The organism is Brevibacillus sp. HB1.2 (genome assembly GCF_013332495.1).
Lineage (GTDB): Bacteria > Bacillota > Bacilli > Brevibacillales > Brevibacillaceae > Brevibacillus > Brevibacillus porteri.
Map to the genome: position 1 here is coordinate 135007 of NZ_JABMIU010000002.1, position 21932 is coordinate 156938.

Annotated in this window: 22 protein-coding genes and 1 pseudogene; 3 read left to right on the forward strand and 20 right to left on the reverse strand. The window is 43.6% G+C overall.

Annotated features, from left to right (window positions below):
- Positions 1–72 precede the first annotated feature (72 nt).
- From codY to HPY28_RS05505, 16 genes are all read right to left on the reverse strand, one after another.
- A complete protein-coding gene (gene codY / locus HPY28_RS05430) occupies positions 73–852 on the reverse strand; it encodes a GTP-sensing pleiotropic transcriptional regulator CodY (protein ID WP_016743316.1) in 780 nt (259 codons plus the stop codon).
- 40 nt (positions 853–892) lie between these two features.
- Positions 893–2290, reverse strand: coding sequence for an ATP-dependent protease ATPase subunit HslU (hslU, locus tag HPY28_RS05435; protein ID WP_026043143.1), 1398 nt, complete (start codon positions 2288–2290; stop codon positions 893–895).
- A gap of 20 nt (positions 2291–2310) precedes the next feature.
- Positions 2311–2853 carry an ATP-dependent protease subunit HslV gene (hslV, locus tag HPY28_RS05440; RefSeq protein WP_017249336.1) on the reverse strand — a complete coding sequence of 181 codons (543 nt, stop codon included), beginning with the start codon at positions 2851–2853 and terminating at the stop codon, positions 2311–2313.
- A 15-nt stretch (positions 2854–2868) separates the two neighbouring features.
- A complete protein-coding gene (xerC, locus tag HPY28_RS05445; protein WP_017249337.1) occupies positions 2869–3810 on the reverse strand; it encodes a tyrosine recombinase XerC in 942 nt (313 codons plus the stop codon).
- Between the two features lie 61 nt (positions 3811–3871).
- Complete coding sequence (trmFO, locus tag HPY28_RS05450) at positions 3872–5185, reverse strand: FADH(2)-oxidizing methylenetetrahydrofolate--tRNA-(uracil(54)-C(5))-methyltransferase TrmFO (protein WP_017249338.1); 1314 nt, start codon at positions 5183–5185, stop codon at positions 3872–3874.
- A 39-nt stretch (positions 5186–5224) separates the two neighbouring features.
- Positions 5225–7303 carry a type I DNA topoisomerase gene (gene topA, locus HPY28_RS05455; RefSeq protein WP_017249339.1) on the reverse strand — a complete coding sequence of 693 codons (2079 nt, stop codon included), beginning with the start codon at positions 7301–7303 and terminating at the stop codon, positions 5225–5227.
- A 106-nt stretch (positions 7304–7409) separates the two neighbouring features.
- Positions 7410–8528 (reverse strand): DNA-processing protein DprA, encoded by a 1119-nt coding sequence (dprA, locus tag HPY28_RS05460; RefSeq protein WP_173622012.1) that lies wholly within the window; start codon positions 8526–8528, stop codon positions 7410–7412.
- A gap of 134 nt (positions 8529–8662) precedes the next feature.
- Complete coding sequence (gene sucD / locus HPY28_RS05465; protein ID WP_007719376.1) at positions 8663–9565, reverse strand: succinate--CoA ligase subunit alpha; 903 nt, start codon at positions 9563–9565, stop codon at positions 8663–8665.
- A 44-nt stretch (positions 9566–9609) separates the two neighbouring features.
- Complete coding sequence (sucC, locus tag HPY28_RS05470; protein WP_007719385.1) at positions 9610–10770, reverse strand: ADP-forming succinate--CoA ligase subunit beta; 1161 nt, start codon at positions 10768–10770, stop codon at positions 9610–9612.
- Positions 10771–10957: 187 nt separating this feature from the next.
- Positions 10958–12013 (reverse strand): hypothetical protein, encoded by a 1056-nt coding sequence (locus HPY28_RS05475; protein ID WP_174230203.1) that lies wholly within the window; start codon positions 12011–12013, stop codon positions 10958–10960.
- 36 nt (positions 12014–12049) lie between these two features.
- Positions 12050–12943, reverse strand: coding sequence for an AlbA family DNA-binding domain-containing protein (locus tag HPY28_RS05480; protein ID WP_017249342.1), 894 nt, complete (start codon positions 12941–12943; stop codon positions 12050–12052).
- Positions 12944–13027: 84 nt separating this feature from the next.
- Positions 13028–13366: an SCP2 sterol-binding domain-containing protein gene (locus HPY28_RS05485; RefSeq protein WP_106835375.1), complete on the reverse strand. Its 339-nt coding sequence runs from the start codon at positions 13364–13366 to the stop codon at positions 13028–13030.
- 71 nt (positions 13367–13437) lie between these two features.
- Complete coding sequence (locus tag HPY28_RS05490; protein WP_017249344.1) at positions 13438–13752, reverse strand: YbjQ family protein; 315 nt, start codon at positions 13750–13752, stop codon at positions 13438–13440.
- A gap of 123 nt (positions 13753–13875) precedes the next feature.
- Positions 13876–14688, reverse strand: a complete 813-nt coding sequence (locus HPY28_RS05495) for a CBS domain-containing protein (protein WP_174224293.1) — start codon at positions 14686–14688, stop codon at positions 13876–13878.
- Positions 14685–15041, reverse strand: a complete 357-nt coding sequence (locus HPY28_RS05500; RefSeq protein ID WP_017249346.1) for a hypothetical protein — start codon at positions 15039–15041, stop codon at positions 14685–14687. The genes HPY28_RS05495 and HPY28_RS05500 overlap by 4 nt, the downstream gene beginning before the upstream one ends.
- Before the next feature lie 29 nt (positions 15042–15070).
- Positions 15071–15793 (reverse strand): EAL domain-containing protein, encoded by a 723-nt coding sequence (locus HPY28_RS05505; RefSeq protein WP_174230204.1) that lies wholly within the window; start codon positions 15791–15793, stop codon positions 15071–15073.
- Positions 15794–16287: 494 nt separating this feature from the next.
- On the opposite strand from HPY28_RS05505, the gene HPY28_RS05510 reads away from it, so the two are divergent.
- The gene (locus HPY28_RS05510) at positions 16288–16596 is read left to right on the forward strand and encodes a protease inhibitor I42 family protein (protein ID WP_174230205.1); all 309 of its coding nucleotides are present in this window, start codon (positions 16288–16290) and stop codon (positions 16594–16596) included.
- A gap of 546 nt (positions 16597–17142) precedes the next feature.
- On the opposite strand, the gene HPY28_RS05515 is transcribed toward HPY28_RS05510, so the two are convergent.
- Positions 17143–18687 carry a YifB family Mg chelatase-like AAA ATPase gene (locus HPY28_RS05515; RefSeq protein WP_174230206.1) on the reverse strand — a complete coding sequence of 515 codons (1545 nt, stop codon included), beginning with the start codon at positions 18685–18687 and terminating at the stop codon, positions 17143–17145.
- Positions 18688–19327: 640 nt separating this feature from the next.
- On the opposite strand from HPY28_RS05515, the pseudogene HPY28_RS05520 reads away from it, so the two are divergent.
- Positions 19328–19648 (forward strand): annotated as a pseudogene (locus HPY28_RS05520) (helix-turn-helix transcriptional regulator); the annotation flags it as partial.
- A gap of 13 nt (positions 19649–19661) precedes the next feature.
- On the opposite strand, the gene HPY28_RS05525 reads toward HPY28_RS05520, so the two are convergent.
- Positions 19662–20474 carry a barstar family protein gene (locus HPY28_RS05525; RefSeq protein WP_254613067.1) on the reverse strand — a complete coding sequence of 271 codons (813 nt, stop codon included), beginning with the start codon at positions 20472–20474 and terminating at the stop codon, positions 19662–19664.
- A gap of 324 nt (positions 20475–20798) precedes the next feature.
- Between HPY28_RS05525 and HPY28_RS05530 the strand changes: the two genes are divergently transcribed.
- Positions 20799–21038 carry a DUF7660 family protein gene (locus HPY28_RS05530; RefSeq protein ID WP_069849301.1) on the forward strand — a complete coding sequence of 80 codons (240 nt, stop codon included), beginning with the start codon at positions 20799–20801 and terminating at the stop codon, positions 21036–21038.
- Positions 21039–21120: 82 nt separating this feature from the next.
- On the opposite strand, the gene HPY28_RS05535 is transcribed toward HPY28_RS05530, so the two are convergent.
- Positions 21121–21357 (reverse strand): hypothetical protein, encoded by a 237-nt coding sequence (locus HPY28_RS05535; RefSeq protein WP_174230208.1) that lies wholly within the window; start codon positions 21355–21357, stop codon positions 21121–21123.
- An 18-nt stretch (positions 21358–21375) separates the two neighbouring features.
- Positions 21376–21906 (reverse strand): 3'-5' exonuclease, encoded by a 531-nt coding sequence (locus HPY28_RS05540; protein WP_174230209.1) that lies wholly within the window; start codon positions 21904–21906, stop codon positions 21376–21378.
- Positions 21907–21932 lie beyond the last annotated feature (26 nt).

A 21932-nucleotide genomic window follows, 5' to 3' on the forward strand; every position in this document is an offset into this window, starting at 1 on the left:
CATGAGAAAAGGTGCAGCAACATGAGTTGCTACACCTTTTGTTTACTTTCTTGTAACTTTTCGCAAGGTATATTAGGAGGTTTTGAGCTTCTCCAGTTCAGGCAACAGCTTTTCATTCAGCACTTTAATGAAGGTACCTTTCATCCCCAAAGAACGGGATTCGATAACGCCCGCACTCTCCAGCTTGCGCAGTGCGTTTACAATTACGGAGCGAGTAATCCCTACACGATCCGCGATTTTGGAGGCTACGAGCAAGCCTTCTTTGCCTTCGAGTTCTTCAAAAATATGTTCAACAGCTTCCAACTCACTATAAGAGAGGGAACCAATCGCCATTTGTACAACCGCTTTGCTGCGTGCTTCTTCTTCGATTGCTTCAGAACGCTCGCGCAAGATTTCCATACCTACTACAGTTGCCCCTACTTCTGCAAGAATCAGGTCGTCATCGACAAATTGATCGTTAATACGACCCAAAATCAGCGTACCGAGACGATCTCCTCCACCCATAATTGGAACAAGCGTCGTCCAACCTGTGCGGAATACTTCTTTCATTTCAACTGGGAAAATGGTGTATGGGCTATCTACATCCAGGTTCGCAGATGTTTCATCTACTTTCAGTAACCCCATGCTGTACTCTTCTGGAAAACGGCGCTCTTCCAGCATTTTACGCATACGGCTGTTATCCATCTCTTGATGAATCGCAAAGCCGAGAAGTTTTCCTTTGCGGCTTACAACATAAGTATTTGCTTCGATAACGTCACTCAAAACTTGGGACATTTCATTGAAGTTCACGGCATGACCCGCGGATTTTTGCAACATGCGGTTAATTCTTCTTGTTTTTGACAGTAGATCCATCTGTATTTCCTCCTAATTATATGTGCTGCCTATCCAATGTTTATAAAATATATTGACTCAAGTCTTTGTTCCCCACGATTTTACCTAATTTCTGTTTGACATAATCGGGGGTAATCTGTACAACTTCTAGGTGGATTTCTGGGGCTTCAAAAGAGAGATCCTCCAGTAGCTTCTCCAATATGGTGTGCAATCGTCTAGCACCAATGTTATCTGTGCTCTGATTGACCTCAGCAGCGAGACGAGCGAGTTCCTGAATGGCTTCCGGTGTAAATTCAATACGCACCCCTTCTGTTTCCAAGAGGGCCACGTACTGCTTAAGCAACGCGTTTTTAGGCTCAGTCAAAATTCGGACAAAATCTTCAACGCGCAAGCTAGTCAGCTCCACCCGAATCGGAAAACGACCTTGCAATTCAGGAATTAAATCGGATGGTTTTGCCATGTGAAAAGCACCAGCTGCGATAAACAGAACATAATCTGTTTTGACAGGACCGTACTTAGTCATGACAGTTGAGCCTTCCACAATCGGTAAAATATCACGCTGGACCCCTTCACGGGATACATCTGGGCCACGCCCATCCTTACCCGCAATCTTGTCAATTTCGTCAATGAAGATAATACCGTGTTGTTCAGCTCGACGAATTGACTCCTGCGTAACTTCGTCCATATCCACCAGTTTTTGCGCTTCCTGCTGAATTAATACCTTTCGCGCATCTTTTATTCGCAATTTTCGTTTCTTCATCCGCTTAGGCATCAGGCTACCGAGCATATCCTGCATTTGCATCCCCATTTGTTCTGTACCCGGAACCTGGAACATGTCAAACATCGAAGGTGATTGATCTTCGACTTCAATCTCAATCATTTGCTCTTCTAACTGGCCATTCGTCAATTGCCACATGACTTGTCTGCGTTGCTGCTGGATCGACACTTCTTCTTGATCAGAGGTATCCTGCTGCTGTTGCTGCTGTCCACCGAAGAACATCTCCAACGGATTTTTGAACGAGTTCGACTGCTTGCGAGATGGGACGAGTACGTCCACAATCGCTTCATTCGCAAGCTTCTCGGCTTTCTCTTTCACCGACTCTACTTTTTCCTGTTTGACCGTACGGATAGAAGCTTCCACCAGATCACGGACCATCGATTCTACATCGCGTCCTACATAACCGACTTCCGTAAACTTGGTTGCTTCTACTTTAATAAAAGGAGCACCTGTCAGTTTTGCAATCCGACGTGCAATTTCCGTTTTTCCAACACCAGTAGGTCCGATCATCAAGATGTTTTTTGGAACAACCTCTTCAATCATTTGCTCTGGCAAACGACTGCGACGATAGCGGTTGCGAAGCGCTACAGCAATAGCTTTCTTGGCTTGTGCCTGCCCGACAATGTATTTATCCAAATGCTCTACGATCTTACGCGGGGTTAATTGCTCAAGATTCAGCACAGTAGGTTCCTCCCTTTCGCTCAATTCAACTCATCCACAACAAGATTGTTGTTTGTGAACACGCAAATTTCAGCAGCGGTACGAAGCGATGCTTCCGCAATTTCACGTGCGCCGAGATCCGGCGCATATGTTTTCAATGCACGACCTGCTGCAAGGGCAAAGCTACCGCCAGAACCAATTGCAAGAATCCCATCATCAGGCTCAATGATTTCGCCATTTCCGGAAATAAGCAGCAAATGCTCCTTATTGGCAACAATCATCATGGCTTCCAAACGACGCAAAATTTTATCCATGCGCCACTCTTTCGCCAGCTCTACAGCAGCACGCTGCAGATTGCCGTGATACTCCTCCAGCTTTCCTTCAAACTTCTCAAAAAGCGTAATGGCATCAGCAACAGAGCCAGCGAATCCTGCTAAAACTTCGCCGCGATATAGACGTCTTACTTTTTTGGCACCGTGCTTCATTACCATGCTGTTGCCAAAAGTAACCTGACCATCTCCGGCCATCGCTACAGACCCATTATGCTGTACAGCAAATATGGTTGTTGCGTGAAACTGTTCCATCACTGATTCCTCCCGTTATGTCCGATTGGCGGAACCTGTATTGCCCGGGTTTGCTCGTGGGTGAGCGGTGTCATATACATGCCGAAGTCGCTCTTTGGTCACATGGGTGTACACCTGTGTCGTCGAAACATTGACGTGTCCCAGTAATTCTTGCACGGTACGCAGATCAGCGCCGCCGTTCAACATATGGGTTGCAAACGTATGACGAAAAGTATGTGGTGAAACCCGCAATTGAAGAGCGTACGTATCTACGTATTTGTCTACAATCCGCCGAACACTGCGGTCGGATAACGGTTCTCCCCGATAGTTAACCAGCAAATTGCCGTGTTCTACTTTTCCAGCCAACAGTTTTTCTCTTCCATATTCTAGGTATTGCCGAAGAACGTCGCAGGCATAACTTCCAACCGGCACATATCGTTCTTTCGCTCCTTTTCCATAAACCAAGGCGACTCCCATACTCGGATTCACGTCACTCACAGATAAAGTGGTGAGCTCCGTAACACGCATGCCGCTTGCATACAACAGTTCAAAAATCAGCCGATCACGAATTCCCAATGGAGTGGTTGTATCAGGCAGATCGAAAAAAGCTTGAACTTCTTGCGGATATAAAAAGGAAGGAAGTTTCTTCTCCATTTTGGGAGTGGAGACTAGTTGAAATGGATTCTGTTCCAGTTGACCTTCACGCAACAGAAATCGGTACAAGCTACGCAAACTGGATAGCTTGCGGGCAATACTTCGTCGGGAAAGCCCCCTGCCAGCCAATTGCGCGAGAAAGGAGCGACCATGCAAATAAGAAACAGCAGCAAATACGGTGATTTGGTGCTGTTCCATAAAGGAGACAAATTCGCTGATATCTGCCACATACTGCTTCACCGTATGAGGAGAGGCGTTTTTTTCAACTCGCAAATAGCGGGTAAACATCTCAATATCCGCAGAATTTTGTTGCGAAATGTCCATACGGGATGCACCCTCCTCGAAGCACCTATATAGTAACACAGACGAAAAACGGATATCAATGTTAATTGTGTCGTTCTTGTGTAAAATTCTGAATTGTATCTAGCGCCCGCTCAGCGAGCTTTTCATTTTTCAAACGCTTGTCGCGGATTCTTTCTGGCCATTCCGGTACCAATCCGAAGTTTGCGTTCATTGGTTGGAAATGCTTTGGATCTGCCGTTGTAATATAACGAGCCATGCTGCCCATAATTGTTTCTGGCGGAAGCTCGATCAATTCTTCCCCTTTTGCGAGTCGTGCTGCATTTATCCCCGCAAGCAAGCCTGATGCTGCTGACTCTACATATCCTTCTACACCAGTCATTTGACCAGCAAAGAAAAGTGTTTCGCGATCTTTATACTGATACGTAGGCTTCAACAGTTTTGGCGAGTTGATAAAGGTGTTGCGGTGCATGACACCATAACGAACGATTTCGCAGTTTTCCAACCCAGGAATGAGTGAAAAGACTCTTTTTTGATCCGGCCATTTTAGATGGGTCTGGAAGCCTACGATGTTATACAATGTCGCAGCACTATTGTCCTGACGAAGCTGTACAACCGCGTAAGACTTTTTGCCTGTCCGTGGATCAACCAGCCCCACTGGCTTCATGGGACCAAATGTCATGGTTTTGTGCCCACGCTTTGCCAATACTTCAATCGGCATGCAGCCTTCGAAGAAGATTTCCTTTTCAAATTCCTTCAATGGAACTGTTTCCGCAGAGATCAGCGCATCATAAAAGCGATTGAACTCCTCTTCAGTCATCGGGCAGTTCAGGTAGGCTGCTTCACCTTTATCATATCTGGAAGCAACGAATACCTTGTTCATATCAATCGAGTCTTTCTCAATAATGGGTGCAGCTGCATCATAGAAGTACAGGTATTCTTCACCCGTCAGCTCTTTTAACTTTGTAGACAAAGCAGGAGAAGTAAGTGGCCCCGTCGCAATTACGACAATCCCATCAGGAATTTCGGTAATCTCATCCGAAATGACCTCAACCAAAGGATGATTACGAACGGCATCTGTAACATGAGCCGAGAACTCGTGTCTGTCTACGGCAAGCGCGCCTCCTGCTGGAACCGCGCAACGATCTGCCGCATCGATAATGACAGAGTTCAATCGACGCATTTCTTCTTTTAATACACCCACTGCATTCGTCAACGTGTTAGCACGCAATGAATTACTGCATACCAACTCTGCAAATTTATCGGTATGGTGTGCAGGCGTTTGTGTCTTCGGTCTCATTTCATACAGCTTTACTTTTACACCCGCCTGCGCGATTTGCCATGCTGCCTCACTACCAGCGAGACCAGCACCCACTACTGTAATTGTTGGTTGTGACATGCTGTTAATCCTCCAAACTACAAAATCAAATCAGGCTGCTTAGGAGTCTGCCTCTTCTTGATAATCACACTTGGTGCAAACAATGCTAACTCCTTGCTTCTTGCGCTTTTTCTCCACGAGCATGCTGGAGCATTTTGGACAAGGTCTGGCAATCGGTTTGTCCCACGATACAAAATCGCATTCCGGGTATTGATTGCAGCCATAAAAAATACGACTCTTCTTAGATTTACGTTCGATAATCTCTCCGGTTTCACACTGCGGACACTTTACACCGATTTCTTTTACAATCGGCTTCGTATTACGGCAATCCGGGAATCCGGAACAAGCTAAAAACTTGCCAAATCGACCAAGCTTATATACCATCACACGGCCGCAAAGCTCGCATGATTCATCCGACTCTTCGACTTTCAGCTCTACTTCTTTCATTTCTTCTTCTGCAACAACTACGCGCTTTGCAAAGTCGTGATAAAAATCGTCCAGCACCTGCACCCAATTGGTGGTCCCTGCTTCGATATTATCCAAACCCGATTCCATATGCGCAGTGAATTCTACGTTGAGAATCTCCGGGAAAAACTCCTCGACAAGCGTGATCACAATCTCGCCTAATTCAGTCGGAACAAATCGTTTCTCCTCTAACGCCACATAGCCTCGCTTTTGAATGGTCTCTAATGTAGGCGCATAGGTAGATGGACGTCCAATCCCCATCTCTTCCAATGATTTAAGCATGCGCGCTTCAGAGAATCGAGGTGGTGGCTGTGTAAAGTGCTGACTCGGCTCGATTTCTTTTTGTTCGAGGATTTGTCCTTCTTCAATGGGCGGAAGGAAGCTTTCTTCTTCTGCACCGTCATCGTTTCCTTCAATATATACCTTCATAAATCCAGGAAACTTCACTTTGGATCCTGTTGCTCTGAAGGTAACTCCACCTGCGTCAATATCTACGCTCATCGTATCAAGAACAGCAGATGACATTTGACTGGCAAGGAAACGCTCCCAGATCAATCGATACAAGCGAAGCTGATCTCTCGACAAGTATTCCTTGATTTCATCCGGTGTACGCATTACTCCTGTTGGACGAATCGCTTCGTGAGCATCTTGAGCATTTTCGTTTTTCGCCTGATTGCGTGGCTCAGTTAACACATAGTCTGAACCATATTTCTCAAGTATGTATTCTCTTGCTTCGTTCTGTGCAGTCGCAGATAGGCGAGTAGAGTCTGTACGCATATAGGTAATCAAACCAACTGCGCCCTCTTTATTGCCAACGTCGATCCCCTCATAGAGCTCTTGAGCAATTCGCATGGTCTTAGAAGTGCGGAAGTTTAGCTTACGAGCTGCTTCTTGCTGTAAAGAACTCGTGATAAAAGGAGGTGCAGGATTGCGCTTACGCTCTCGCTTGGTTACCTTTTGTACCACGTATGGTTTGTTCTTCATTCGTTTCAATACCGCTGCTACATCATCTTCCGAATGAAGCTCCACCTTTTCATCGCCATAACCATAGAACTTAGCGTTAATTTCTTTTCCGCCGCTGATCAATGTACTCGCAATCGTCCAATACTCTTCTGGTATAAACTCTTGGATCTCCCGTTCACGATCCATGATAAGCTTTACCGCAACCGATTGAACACGTCCAGCACTCAAGCCTTTTCGAACCTTTTTCCATAGAATTGGACTGATATTGTAGCCCACGAGTCTGTCGAGAATGCGACGTGCCTGTTGAGCATTTACCAAGTCCATGTTTATGTGTCGTGGATGCTTGAACGCTTCTTTGATGGCATCTTTGGTAATCTCATTAAATACCACACGAAGCGGCTGATTCAAATCGAGCCCAAGGTATTGTGCCAAATGCCAAGCAATTGCCTCCCCTTCGCGATCCGGGTCGGCTGCGAGATATACTTTTTTTACTTTTTTAGCGGCATCTTTTAAGCCCTTCAATACATCGCCTTTGCCGCGAATGGTTATGTATTTGGGTTCAAAATTACGCGTAACGTCTACACCCATTTGACTTTTCGGCAAATCACGTACATGCCCGATAGACGCTTTCACGATATATTTACTACCCAGGTATTTTCCAATGGTCTTGGCCTTCGTAGGGGATTCTACGATTACTAGCGTATCAGCCATTTTTTTCCTCCCCTTTTAGTAAGGAATCTTCCCTATTATTAAATACCCTTATCCGGTTTGTCAAACACTTGTACGTCTAGACATTACCAAATATCTGGAAAAAACGCTATCGACGAGCAAAATAACCGCCCGGAAGTGCGACGATGGCCCCTTTTGCTTCCAAACGAATCACCAGCTGATGTAGCATCCTGCGCTGATCTTTTTCTAAACTGCTCATTAACTCATCCAAATGAATGCCATCATATGTTACGGCTTCTACAATCGCTTTTTCTTCATTAGATAAGGGAATAACCTCGGTTGCCTTTCTGTTTTCGGCCTGCTGCTTCCGTACAGCTTCTGGAAGATGATGCTTGATTTCCTCCCAAATATCGTTACTGCACGTTACTAGCTTTGCACCTTGTTTGATCAAGTTATGCGGCCCCGCACTCATCAATGAAAAAATCGGGCCAGGAATTGCAAAAACTTCCTTGCCCTGCTCAAGTGCACAGTCTGCCGTAATCAAGGATCCACTTTTTTCTGCTGCTTCCACCACTAATACACCGATAGAAAGTCCACTTATGATACGATTTCGCTCTGGAAATAATCCAGATATAGGTGGAATATGTGGAGGATATTCACTGAGGAGTAGGCCAAAAGATTCAATTTCGCGATAAAGTTCTCGATGCCGAGAAGGATAAACGTGATTCATTCCACACCCAAGCACACCAATGGTCTTACCGCCTGCTTTCAACGTAGCTTGGTGAGCTTCCGCATCAATTCCATATGCTACCCCTGAGACAATGACAAGACCTGCTTGTACCAGCTCTCGGACAAAAAAGCTACAGCTCGCTCTTCCATATGGTGTCGGTTTGCGCGAACCAACGACGCCAATCGACAATTTCTCCAATAAGGTGTGATCACCACGATAAAACAGTGTCCATGGAGAATCCGGGATATTGCGGAGCGAAACAGGATAAGCATCGTCAAAAGGACATAAGAAGCGCGTTCCCTCTTCTTCACGCCTTTCCAATAGCGCCATAGCTGATGCTTCATTGCTTTGCTTGTCAACATGCCCAGTGATCAAGGAAGTCAATCTGAGCTCATGTGCCAGTTCGTGCCAATTTTCGATGGCCACCTGAAAAGAACCAGTGATTTCAAAGATTTCTCTGATTTTCTTTCTTCCCAAACCCGCTATCATCGTTAACACATACAGCCAGTCTCTCTCGTCGAGCTGAGCCTTTCCCATTCCGAAATCCTCCTTCATCCCGATCGCTATTGTCACAGTTGACGGTTTTGAAAGTTATTCTATCGAAAGAAAGAGGCTGCTTCAAAAATAAAAAAGTGGACAAGCCTAAGCCTGTCCACTTCTGTCTTCTATGCTTACTTGCCCATTACTTTCTCGAGCATACCGCGCTCTTTCAGCAATTCAACAAGTGTTTCACCGATAACTGCAGGTGTTTTCGCTACGCGAATACCACATTCTTCGAGCTTCGCGATTTTCTCAGCAGCTGTACCTTTACCACCGGAGATGATCGCACCAGCGTGGCCCATACGTTTTCCTTCAGGAGCAGTTTGCCCGCCGATGAAGCCTACAACTGGTTTTTTCATGTTAGCAGCGATCCACTCAGCTGCTTCTTCTTCTGCAGTACCACCGATTTCACCCAGCATGATAACTGCTTCGGTACCTGGATCTTCGTTGAACATTTTCAGTACATCGATGAACTCCATACCTTTTACTGGGTCTCCACCGATACCTACAGCTGTGGATTGACCCAGGCCGCGAGTAGAAGTTTGGTGAACTGCTTCATAAGTCAAGGTACCAGAGCGAGATACGATACCTACTTTACCTGGAACGTGGATGTAACCAGGCATGATACCGATTTTGCACTCACCTGGAGTGATTACGCCAGGGCAGTTAGGACCTACGAGAAGGGTTTTCTTACCTTCCATGTAGCGCTTAACTTTTACCATGTCCAGAACTGGGATACCTTCTGTGATGCAGATTACCAGATCCAGTTCAGCGTCAACTGCTTCCATGATCGCATCAGCAGCGAAAGGAGGAGCAACGTAGATAACGGATGCAGTAGCACCAGTTGCTTCAACTGCTTCTTTCACTGTGTTGAAAATTGGAATACCGTCAACTTCGGTTCCACCTTTACCAGGTGTTACACCGCCCACCATTTGTGTACCGTATTCAACGGCTCCGCGAGTGTGGAACAGACCAGTTGCACCCGTAATCCCTTGCGTAATTACTTTTGTATTTTTATTAACGAGAATACTCATCGCGTAATTTTCCCACCTTTTTTAACGTATCTACTCGAGATAACTTACTTTACCAAGGATACGATTTTCTCAGCACCATCAGCCATAGATTCTGCAGCTACGATGTTCAAACCGGACTCATTGAGGATTTTCTTACCCAAATCTACGTTTGTACCTTCGAGACGTACAACGAGAGGTTTGTCCAATTTGATTTGTTTTGCTGCATTTACTACGCCGTTTGCGATAACGTCGCATTTCATGATGCCGCCGAAGATGTTGACGAAAATACCTTTTACTTTTTCGTCACGGAGAATAATTTTAAACGCTTCTGTTACTTTCTCTTCAGTAGCTCCGCCACCAACGTCAAGGAAGTTAGCAGGGTCTCCACCGTAGAATTTCACGATGTCCATTGTTGCCATCGCCAGACCTGCACCGTTTACCATGCAACCGATGTTACCATCAAGTGCGATGTAGGACAGATCGAACTTGGAAGCTTCGATTTCTTTCTCATCTTCTTCATCCAGATCGCGCAGAGCTACGATGTCAGGGTGACGATAGAGAGCGTTGCTGTCGAAGTTCAGTTTCGCATCCAGTGCCATTACTTCACCGTCGCCAGTTACAACCAGTGGGTTGATTTCAGCGATAGAAGCATCTTTATCAACAAAAGCTTGGTACAAGCTCATCATGAACTTGGCAGCTTTGTTAATCAATTCTTTTGGAATGTTGATTGCGTAAGCCAGGCGACGAGCTTGGAAGCCATTCAGACCTGTTACTGGATCAACTACTTCTTTGAAGATTTTTTCTGGATTGTTTGCTGCTACTTCCTCGATGTCCATACCGCCCTCTTCGGAAGCCATCATTACAACGCTTCCAGTAGCACGGTCAACAACTACACCAACGTAGTATTCTTTCTTGATGTCGCAGCCTTGCTCGATCAGAAGGCGCTTAACTTCTTTACCTTCTGGTCCTGTTTGATGAGTAACCAGTACTTTGCCAAGAATTTCGCTGGCATATGTACGAACTTCATCAAGATTTTTTGCAACCTTTACACCGCCAGCCTTACCACGGCCACCAGCGTGAATTTGCGCTTTTACTACGTTTACTTGGGTGCCCAGTTCTTTCGCTGCTTCAACAGCTTCTTCCACTGTGAAAGCTACGCGTCCTTCAGGAACTTTTACACCGTACTGCTTAAGTATCTCTTTACCTTGATACTCATGAATGTTCATTCTCCATCCTCCTATGGCAGATAAAGATCGGCAGGCTTTTAGACCGGTTCAAAGACGTCTGTCTTTTTCCGGTCATAACCTCCACTATCAGTGCAACGTAACTATTCTACGACAAAAACTGCAAAAGTGGTAGTAATATGTTCTTTTTTATCGTGACCAGAAGTGCGAAACTTCATGAGGATATTCCTCATTTTCGTAGAGATTGAAACAATTTCCACTCGTTTTCAGCGAGTTCATCGTGATTGTACCAAGTTTGGTCGTACTTAAAGTAACCTGGATATAGTTCAATTCTCTGTTCTTTATCATTCACAAAAAAATGAAGTTCGTATTGTTTTGAGCCCGGATCTTTCGGTGGAACATTTAGTGGATCTCCATTTTTTAGCAATCGGACGGATTGATGAGCAATTCCTTGCTCGATCGTCGTTTGGGTGACATCCAGCTCTGTGTCTTGGACGTTCATTTCGCCATTTGCTGTGATGCGAATCTGTGTAGATTTAAATAACTGGTCGATCCTGTCTTCCTTACGATTGCTTGGCGGCATCCATTCCGTTAACCGCGAAAAGAGGCTACCCTCTACGCGAAAGAAAAACGTTTCTCTCCCAAAGGGAACCGCAATCAGCGTCGGCGTTAAAATGGCCACTTCGACAGGTTTGTCAGCAGAATTTATTCTCATCCGATAGTTCGGATAGAGTGGATACTGCTTACTACGACTATCCAGCTCTGGTACTGCCGATTCCATTACTTTCCTGATGTATTCTGCTTCTGATTCGTTCAATACGCGAGCTTGACCAAGGTCCTCTGCCGCTAAACGCACACTTTGAATTTTTTGTGAGAGCACGCCTTTGCCAGTTAACTTGTTTACCCACTGATAAAAATAGCTGGCACCCGCTCCACGATACGTGTGTCCTCCAAACTCACTTGCCGACTCCCCCACTGTTACGACAAGTGGAGCCTGCTGTGTTCGGTAGAGGACAAGTGTAAAACGTACATCCTCTTGCTTTAAAGGCTCGGATGATATTTGTAAATCTTGACCCTGTCCGGACAGCTCTTGCAAAAACAAGCGCGAGTCCAATAATACTTCCTGTCCATCCGTTGACATCACCGTTACTTTTTCAACCGCACCAAGCTCTGTCTCGATATGATCTTTCATGTCATCAGATACCTTACCTGACTGTGCACAGCCAGTGACAAACAAGGTACTCACCATCATAACCAGTAGACACGTACGTAAAGACGATATCACGCAGTAACCCTCCTCGTGTATTCCTGTAAGATAACGCTACAGAAGTCCCAATCGACGGCTGATCTCACTGCCAAGCTTTCGTTTCACGTAAATTTCACCAATTTGGTGCGGATCTTTCACAATAACGGAGCGATTGTTCGTACGAATCACCACGTACTTTTCATTGTTTTTGTCCAAACCACAAATCAAATCAGATGAGGCTTCAACAAAGATAGCTACCACTGTTTTCCCATCTATTTTTTTCAACGAAATTTTTGGGAATGGGGTCACAAACGGTGACGTCTTATCTTGGATGTATTGCGTAATGGCAAGAATGTACTTGTCCGGGTCTCCATACTGCTCGATCTCATGATCAATCCCGCACACTGTTCCTTCATCGGTAATGCCTAAAAATAAATTCCCGTTGTTTGAATTCGCAAACGCCACAATAGACTTAATAATTCCCGTCTTCGAATAAAGAAAGTCGCGTTTGAATTCAATCATGTCGTTCTCACCAAGTTTTGTTGCTGTTACGGGATCATCGATTCGGCCTAAATAGCGAAAGCGACTGATTGCCCCTAAGCGATAGACGTATTCTTCAAATATATCAGCAGGCAGAGAAAGGTCTTCTATGCTTGCATCTGTGTTTTGCCACAATTTATATGTTTGCGGAGCAAAGCACATGTCAAACAATACGTTCCCACCGAGCGAGCGTATGTTCATACCGATGGAAGCAGGCATGATCTTCCCCGGCTGATAAGGGGCATCTGTTTCTACATCCAATACTCCTGAATGAATTAAATAATCGAAATAATGACGCGGTAATTGTGCATGATGCTTTAATAACTGACGTTCTGGCTTGGGTCGTCTGATTTCTTGATAAAAATCAAAACGCACAGATTGTTCTTCCAGTTGGCTTACACTCGCAATCAATGAACAAATATGGCGCATGTTTCCCCTCGTTTTGTGTTAGAGTAGGTGTCATTGTTTGGTCATATTTTAACGCAACGTTTAAAGGATTGACTAGTTTTTTCGTTATTTTTGTGTTTGATAGTGATGTAAGATTGTTTGCAATTTAAATGAAAGTCCCATTTCTCCACTAATTTTCAGCTTACCCGTTACAAAAGCAACAGTGGGATTCAAGCGTCCCTCTACGAGCTTAATAAAATCTTTGTCAGATAACTCCAGCTTGCAGCCTGCTTCCCTCGTCACACCCAGCGTGTAGTCCGCCTGATTATCGGCAAAAACAATCTCGTAGGTGCCCCCCTCTTCTCCACTTAGGACAAAATGATAAATCGCATGTAATCCAGTGATCCCTTGTGGTTGGTCATTTATTCTATTCGATAAATCCTGAAGAGTTTTTTGTACTTGCATGCTCACTTCTCCTTGCTCGCTATGTATTACGACTGCTTTCGGTAAAAAAAGAAAGCCGGGTGTTTACCGGCTTACTTCACACGGACAGCTGTGCCTGTGGCAATAACCATCATCATACCTTCTCGCAATGTTTCGAAGTCGAGATCAACCCCAATCACTGCATTTGCACCTAATACCCGTGCTTTTTCTTTCATTTCACGCAAGGCCAGTTCACGACCTTCTGCGAGTTTGCTCTCATACGAGCCACTTCTGCCTCCGATGATGTCCGTAATCCCTGCGAGAAAGTCACGGACTACGTTTGCACCCATGATTACCTCTCCACTGACGATATCCAGATACTCTTCCACTTCTTTTCCTTGGATCATGCTGGTAGTAGTTACAATCATGTCATTGCCTCCTCATATCGATCTATTCACACTATATATTACGTACCATAAAATAATTGGTTGCAATGAAAGATCTTAGCCTGTCCAAAAGTGTATGCGCATTGTTGGTAAACTATACTTTTCCTATCCGACCGTGGAAGAAAGTGATTTGGATAATTTGGCAGCTGAAGAGCCTAAACTTGCTTCAGCGATTAATTCCCGCCAGGATCTGGCGAAGAAGTCTTGTGTATTGTACCCGTTCACATGACCAACAGCTGCAGATACGAAGACATCCAGAACGTTGGTTGGACGTGTAATAAGCGTAATGTATTCCTGAATCTGTTCATCGGAAATCGTAGAGATCAAAACAAACTCGTCCCCTGCATAACGACATAAGTAATCACCCTGTTCTTCAGCCAAAGAAGAGAGGACCGAAGAATAGGTGCGAATGACATCATCCCCGAATGGATGGCCATGCAGCTTATTAATTCGACCAAAGTCGTTCAAATCGATAAAAAGCAAATGGAAAGGTTTTCGCTCCTTTAAAAAATTTTCCCCAATAAACTGGATGTATGGAGCGCGATACAAACCCGATAATGGGTCTCGATATTCTGCTATTTTCATCTCTACGATTTCTTTTGTGATGAATCCGATCAGTTGATCCTCTTGTTTGACCAAAGCAAGCCCGTTTTGTTCTTGATGAAGCGCGTGATAAGCCTCCCATACATTGTGATTGGCTGACAGATAGAACGGCTGACTACTCATGGCATCGGCAACGATTCGGTTTGGATGAGCTGACAAAACATCTCTCGTCGTAACCATTCCCAGTACCTCTCCGTGATCCATGACAACTAACGAATCAACATGAGATTCGTTCATTCGCTCCGCCGCATAAGAGACACTTTTGTCAGAGGTGATGGTACAAATCGTCGTCGTCATGATGTCGGAGATGTTCATAATAGATCCACCTCTCGTTGAACAGACAATGCTATTTTCAACTCAGATCGCAGAACCATAGAGTCGCTAATCATACGCTCTGCTTCTTCCAGAATGATTTTCATCAGCAATTTTTCATCTATCATTTGCAAAAGGGTATTTCTTAACAAAACCGCCTCAATCTTTGGATGATTCATTTTCAGTAAAGTAAACTGCTCTGGTGAAAGTGCATCCGCCATTCTCCTTACAGCCTCAGGACCAATTGGCGCTTTCCGCCCGATGATCAACAGATCCTGCATCGGAGGGACTTCAAACTCGGATATTTTTAAGGAAAGCGTTGCTTTCCGAGAATATACGTTGTTATCACTAGCCATAAAAATTCCTCCAATTCTGCATTGCCCTCTTATTCGTCCGGCAAACTGCCTGGTTTACCAAACAAGTATCCCTGGCCGATTGCAACGCCCAATAAAGAAGCACAAGCAAAATCCTCTTCTTCCTCAACTCCTTCGAGAATGAGTTGAGGTGCATCTTTGCAAAATTCAACAAATAATTTTACAGTCTTTTGCTTTTCTAATGAACTCGAGAGCTCTTGCGAAAAAAAACGATCAATCTTGATGTAATCAGGTGAAATATCTTCGATTTTACTGAATATATTCGCGCCATCTCCTACATCATCCAACGCAATTAAGAACCCCATCTTTTTCAATTCAGCTATGCGGTGTGTAAAAATGGGTTCGCTCCAACATTCTCCTTCCATAATCGATTCGTTGATTTCCAAAACGATTTGGTTCAAAAAGGGACGAAAGGAACGAGCGATCTTTTGAATGAAGCTAGGAAATGTGTCTTCTATGATGGTAGAAGGAAAAATGTTCACAAATAAAAGCTCGTTTTTGTGTTCGATCGACGAATGAAAAAAAGTCGAGAGCGCATAATGCAAGGAATGGGCGTCGAGTTCTGGCAGCTTTTGGTTTTCCTTTGCCAAAGAAAACAATGCCTCTGGATAGGTCCCCGCTTTACTGCGAAGTAAAACTTCATACCCTATTCTACTTCTCTCAGGAAGTTGACATATGGGCTGAAATGCGTGATAGTACTCTTTTTTCTTAAATAAATCTGGAATGCTCTCCATCAATTTTCCTTTCCCTTTCCTAGCAAGTATGAACACAAAGAAAAAGCTTCTTCCAAGCGAGAGAAACTCTGCGCAACTTGGAAGTGCTGGGAAATGTACCTACATGCACGCGAGCAAAAGAGATTCCACTCTCTTTAGGATACTTCTAGTCATAACAATATCTAGGTAATAAAGATTACAAATATCATCAGGCATTTCGACAATATATGTCTTTGTCCCTACTTATTCGCCAACATCTTGCATATTCCTTTCCAGATCATACTAATTGTTTCAAATTAATTAGGAACATTGTACGTATAATAGCTATTTTCTATCGTTATATATTCGCAAAATGATAGATGTATCAAGTAATTCCACAACTTGTAAGCGAACTGAATTTCATGCAATTAATGAAATTAAATTTTTTACTGCTTGTTTCGTCGTTAGCAGCTATCAAGCTTTTTTCATATGGTATGGGAAATAGGTATCGACTTCATTCAAAGGGAGGAAGACCAGTGGTCAAAACCTCAACGTATACATTACAAGTGCAGGAAGGCCACTTATTCACGATTACGCTAGTGGCAAATCCCTCAACCGGCTACCAGTGGGACTTGTCTAATCCGGTGGATGCTCGCTTTTTATCGTTGCATGCGAATCATTTTGTTCCTCCACCATCGCCAGCTCGTATTGGGCAAGAGGGGCATCAGGTGATGTCCTTTCAGGCTTTGCGACGGGGAATGACGTCGATTTCTATGAAGTATTGTCGGCCTTGGGATAGTGGGGATTGCGGTGAGTTTGTGTTTTATGTTGTTACGATTGTATAGGGATTATGTTTAATAAGTACTTACTGTTACTTAATTGGTAGTGGAGTGGTTAGTCTGTATGTGCTGTGTTCATTTATTAGGCACATGCAGACTAACCGATTTTTCTCGAATATTTGACTATTTGGCATTTGGACAAGCGATGTCATCTATGCAGACGTGACCATGCAGAAAAGCAAACTGTGCATCGGAGCAACAAAAGTCGAGGAACAAATAAGGAGCATGATCAGCATACTGATTCAAACTGCGCATATTGATAATCATCCAGAAAGATATGGTGTAATTTGGATGAGGTGAACAATATGGTATTCATTGCTTTATCTGCATTGTACCTTAATCCTATTCTAGCTATTTTGTTCTTTGTTAACTTTACATTTATTATGAAGAAAATTGTCAACAATAAGGATTATAGGCGAAATGCAGTTTTTGGGTCATTGCTGATCGTATGGATCTTGTTTTCCTATGGATTGCTTATTATGGAAAGTAGTTGATTCACTGCTGAAAGAATTGATTTTTCCATTCTATCTAGCATTTTGTAATCTTTTAAGTTTAAAAAAGTAGCCCTCGGTCCAAGGCTCTGTAGCGAATTGCTTCTGCTACATGTGCAGCATCTACACGGCCGGCCCCATCTAAATCTGCAATTGTCCTCGCCACTTTTACAATTCTATCGTATGCTCTTGCACTCAAACCTAATGTCTCGAAGGCAAGCTGCAGCATCTCTTGTCCTTCCTTATCCAGCTGAGCAAATTGGCGCAGCTCTTCTCCATTCATCACACTATTAAAAGGACATCCAGGACGATAGTGATATCTTTCGCACTGGACAGCTCTCGCTTGCTCTACTCGTTGTTGAATGTCTTTTGAGGACTCCTCTGCTTTTCTGTTGTGAAGAAGTTGAACGGGTACTCTCGGCACCTCGATGTGCAGATCGATGCGGTCTAGCAACGGACCTGAGAGCTTTGAGCGATATTTGTAAATTTGTTGGGGAGAGCATGAGCATGTTTGCTTCTCTCGAGTACCGAAGAATCCACAAGGACAAGGATTGCATGAACCAATTAACAGAAACCGAGCAGGAAAGGTAAAAACCTGCTTAGATCGTCCAATCGTAACAGCCCCTGATTCTAGCGGCTGGCGCAGTACCTCTAATACATGCCGAGAAAACTCGGGCATCTCATCAAGAAAGAGGATTCCGCCGTGAGACAAGCTACACTCTCCGGGACGCGGGATTTGCGCACCACCGCCAATCAGTGCAGTAGCGGTAATCGTATGGTGTGGAGCACGAAAAGGTCGCTCCTCAACGAGCCCACTCTCCCGCTTCAATTGACCAGCAATACTGTATATTTTCGTCACTTCGTAAGATTCATGAATGGTCATGTTCGGCATGATACCAGGCAGGCAAGTAGCTAAAAGGGTTTTCCCTGAACCTGGAGGCCCCACCAATATCACATTATGAAATCCAGCTGCTGCGATCTCCAAGCCACGTTTTACAAATTGCTGTCCGTAAACATTGGCAAAGTCCGGGGGCAGTTGGTTCGTATTCGTCTTGCCTGTTTCCGATTCGAGAAAAATCAAGTCTGAGTTTTTACTATGAAGTCCTTCTTTCCAATAGTTCACAGCCTCTTCCAGATTACTCGCGGGCAATACGATAATGTCGACGAGCTGTGCTTCCGCTGCATTTTGCTCGGGGAGAATCACGTGGGTAAATCCTACATTTTTAGCTTCTAGCAAAATGGGGAGTACACCCGTTACAGGGCGAAGAGAACCGTCTAATGCCAACTCTCCAAGAACGAGGATTCTCTCTGGTCTAGGGAGCATTTGCTTCGAGGCAAGTAAAATACCGAACGCAATAGCTAGATCGAAACCAGAACCTTCCTTGCGCTGGTCTGCTGGTGCCAAGTTTACAGTGATCCGCTGCATTGGGTAGTCGTATCCTGCGTTACGCAGGGCAGCACGAACACGATCTCGCGCTTCTTTTACTGCAGAACCACCTAGTCCGACCAAGTCGAATTGAGGCAGGCCATTTGCTATGTCTGTTTCGACAGTGACGACCATTCCATCTATGCCAAGCACCGTGCCTGAATAACTGCATGCGTACATGTTCTCTCCCCCTCTGGTTATAGGGTAGGAAAAGATAGAGGGGGTGGGCAAGTAAATTGGAGCTTTTGCCTTAGCGTTTATACAAACTTGTCTAAAGTCTTTAATTCTGGACTTCATAGAACACTAAAACTTGGGCAGTTGAACTTCGATTCAACTGTTACTTTTATGTTTTCGTTGCGAAAATGAATCTCTTCGATTTTGTCATAACGATAATCCTTATATATTGGTCATTTTCTGTCTTGTATGCTTTTCTAAAGAAATCATTTTGGCAGTGACCCCACCTTGACCCTGTTATCACCCTTACCTGGTGAAATGGTGGAATGTATTTATGCGCAGCTCCTAACTTCTCTCTCTCGTTTCATATCAGGAGCGAACTCACGATGGAATTCGATAGCCTTTAGGTGGTTTGATCATTGTTGGCTTCCTTTCAGGCTGATATCTCTTTGTCACACACATGAGACGCCTTGTCCCAAAAAAGATATCTTCAAATGTAAGATTTTGAAAAGTTGCAGCACTTTGGCGATGAAATCGTTCCCCAGCGAAAAGCGTTTGTCAACATCAGGAAGCTTCGCCCTCAATAGTTGGCTTCTTGATACACCAATAATTCGCGTTTTTTTGCTGGTATTAGAGAAAAAGTGAATACAGAAGCCAGTGGGAACTCGCGGATGTTTCAGGCGTGAGCCATTCGACAATTAATAGAATTGAAGGTGGTACCTATAAAACTAAACACGAGACCTTGAAAGTGCTTGCTGCTTTTCTAAATGGCGTTACATATGAGGAGCTTTTGGAGAAAGCCGGAATTTTGGAGGATACAGCTTCCCCTTCCTCCAAGAAAGACAAACCTCTTTCCGAATACGAAAGCTTATTCTTCTATGAATTAGAAAAGCTAAGCGAGGAAGATAAAAAGAAGGCTTTAGAGCATGTGAGGTACTTGAGGTATCTTGCGGAGCAACAGAAATGACAACGAGACATCCTCAATTAGAAGATGTCTCGCTTTTTTGTTCATACTCTACTGTGAAAATTTCGCTAGTATAACGTAATGAATAGTCCTTAAGAAGTTCTTTTAAAGAATCTGCTTCTTTCGGAAGGCGTTCCTCCAATACTTCCCATCCAGTTATAGTTATTTTCATCGGTAGCTTTACCATACCGGTGATTGCGTCCCAAAATGCATTCCAATTCATACCATACATATCAGGGAAATCAAGTTGACGTTTCAAGATCATATGAAGATCTGCTGGAGCCTCTACACAGGAAACATCTAAAAGTATATGCTCCTTCCTCGGCTTAAACTCTGTAATTAGTGGTTGATTTGGAAGTGAACTCAGATCGAACAATTTGGAATATTTCTCGTGTTCAAGTAAAAACTCTTCTATTTCTTTCCTTGAAGTATCTACATCCCCATATCCATCCAGGGCACGATCAAGGCTTTCCGTGATCGCATACAGATATCCATTCCATTCATGATCAGAATCAACGTAATTTGATAACCTATAGAGAATTTCACATGTCTCATAAAGAGTATAGTGTTTGTTTTTGTAACTGAGGTTAATCATTCCAACTATTGTTTTTAATGCTTTTTCCTCTTCTGTATTAGTGCAAAGCTCGATAAGTAAACGAGGAATGTCCTCCTCTTTTTTTACCATTGAAAGCTCAAACACCATATCAGGTATATCTGTTACCTCTAAAAGATCAATTACTTTATCTGCCCACACGTTTATATGATCTTTAGAAAAGAACCCTATAGATAATCCAATGTGGTATACTTTGGCTTCAAACCCAATTTCCATTTTCTTCACCACCAAGTTCCAGATAGTTAGTATCATAGTAACATGCTGAAAAGTCAGGAGTAGTATGCAAACGGACCTATACTGAATCTTTCCAACGCTTGATAACACCACTGCAGTCGACGGTGATCAGTGGATCTACTCTCCTAGCTTTGGAATCGAAGTTGAGATTTTTCATGACAGAGAGATTCCCTCTACTGTCAATTACAAATGCTTTGAGCATGTACGGTAGCTAAGGATTCATGCCAGCAGGGGAATCAGAAATCACAACGAGATGAGCTAAACAATGCGTGTGTTTACTGTTACAAGGAAGGAGAATTTCTTAATATGGACCTATTTGATAAACGCGAGAATGTTGATTCAAAAGATGAACTCATTGAATTTATAAAGGCATTACGCCACGACCTTCAAGTGAACCCTGAGGAATGGGAAAACCTATCGCTTGCTGCCTTTCTGGAGGCAATGGAATCCTGGATGGAAGATACTATAGATATGGGGTATCTGTCAGATCAGCCTGAGTGGAAGTCACTCGCTGCCATCTTATATATGGGGAAGATTTATGAGTAGGTTTTGCAGCATGTGAGGTTTTTGGGATATCTTGCGGAGAAATGACAGCGAGACGAGCTACTTAATAGCCGTCTCGTTTTTATTAGTGAGGAAAATCAGTAAAACTATTAAATTGCTGCAAATGTGTCAATTGTTCTTTTCGCTTACTTAAAAGTTCAGCAATGTTATGACTCCCATAATGAGATAAAAAATTATTTAGTTTCTCTAAAACCTCATTATGTTCTTCTGGGCTTAGTATCTCACCTCGTCCATTCTCCAAATAAAAACCATCTGAACCTTCGTCGTATATTAATGTTAGATCATTATTGTTTTTAATCATGATAAAACCCTCATTTGATTAGAATTCTAACTTGTCAAAAATCTTAATAAAGATTTTAGCTATATTCCTTGCGTCATCAATTCCACGATGATGAGTCCCATCAAGAGGTATACTAAGCATCTTTAGTGCTCGTTCCATGCCTACTCCTCGTTCTACGCCAATCATCTTTCCATGCTGATGCTTGATACTAATATGATTTCGAATCCAGCTTGTGGGTGTCTTATGTAGTTCGCAATCCATCTTGAATTGCTTCTTGTCATAGAAACCCCATGAGCATAGATAGTAGTCATTACCAATCCATTTTTTAAAATTACTTATCGCTTTCCCAAAACTAGGAGCATTATCAACTTCTTCTTGTTTTATGGATGTAAGACTCTTACAGAAATCTGACAACATGGGATTTAATTTGGGTTTAATAAATGTCTGAAACTCTCCCACTACGTTTAAGTTCTCATCAAGCTTTACAGCTCCAATTTCAATGATTTCATTTTGTTTTGATCTGTCGTTTTCCCAACATGTCGCTTCTAAGTCTAGTATAATATAGTTCATTAGGCGCTCTCCTTTTCCCGTTCAAA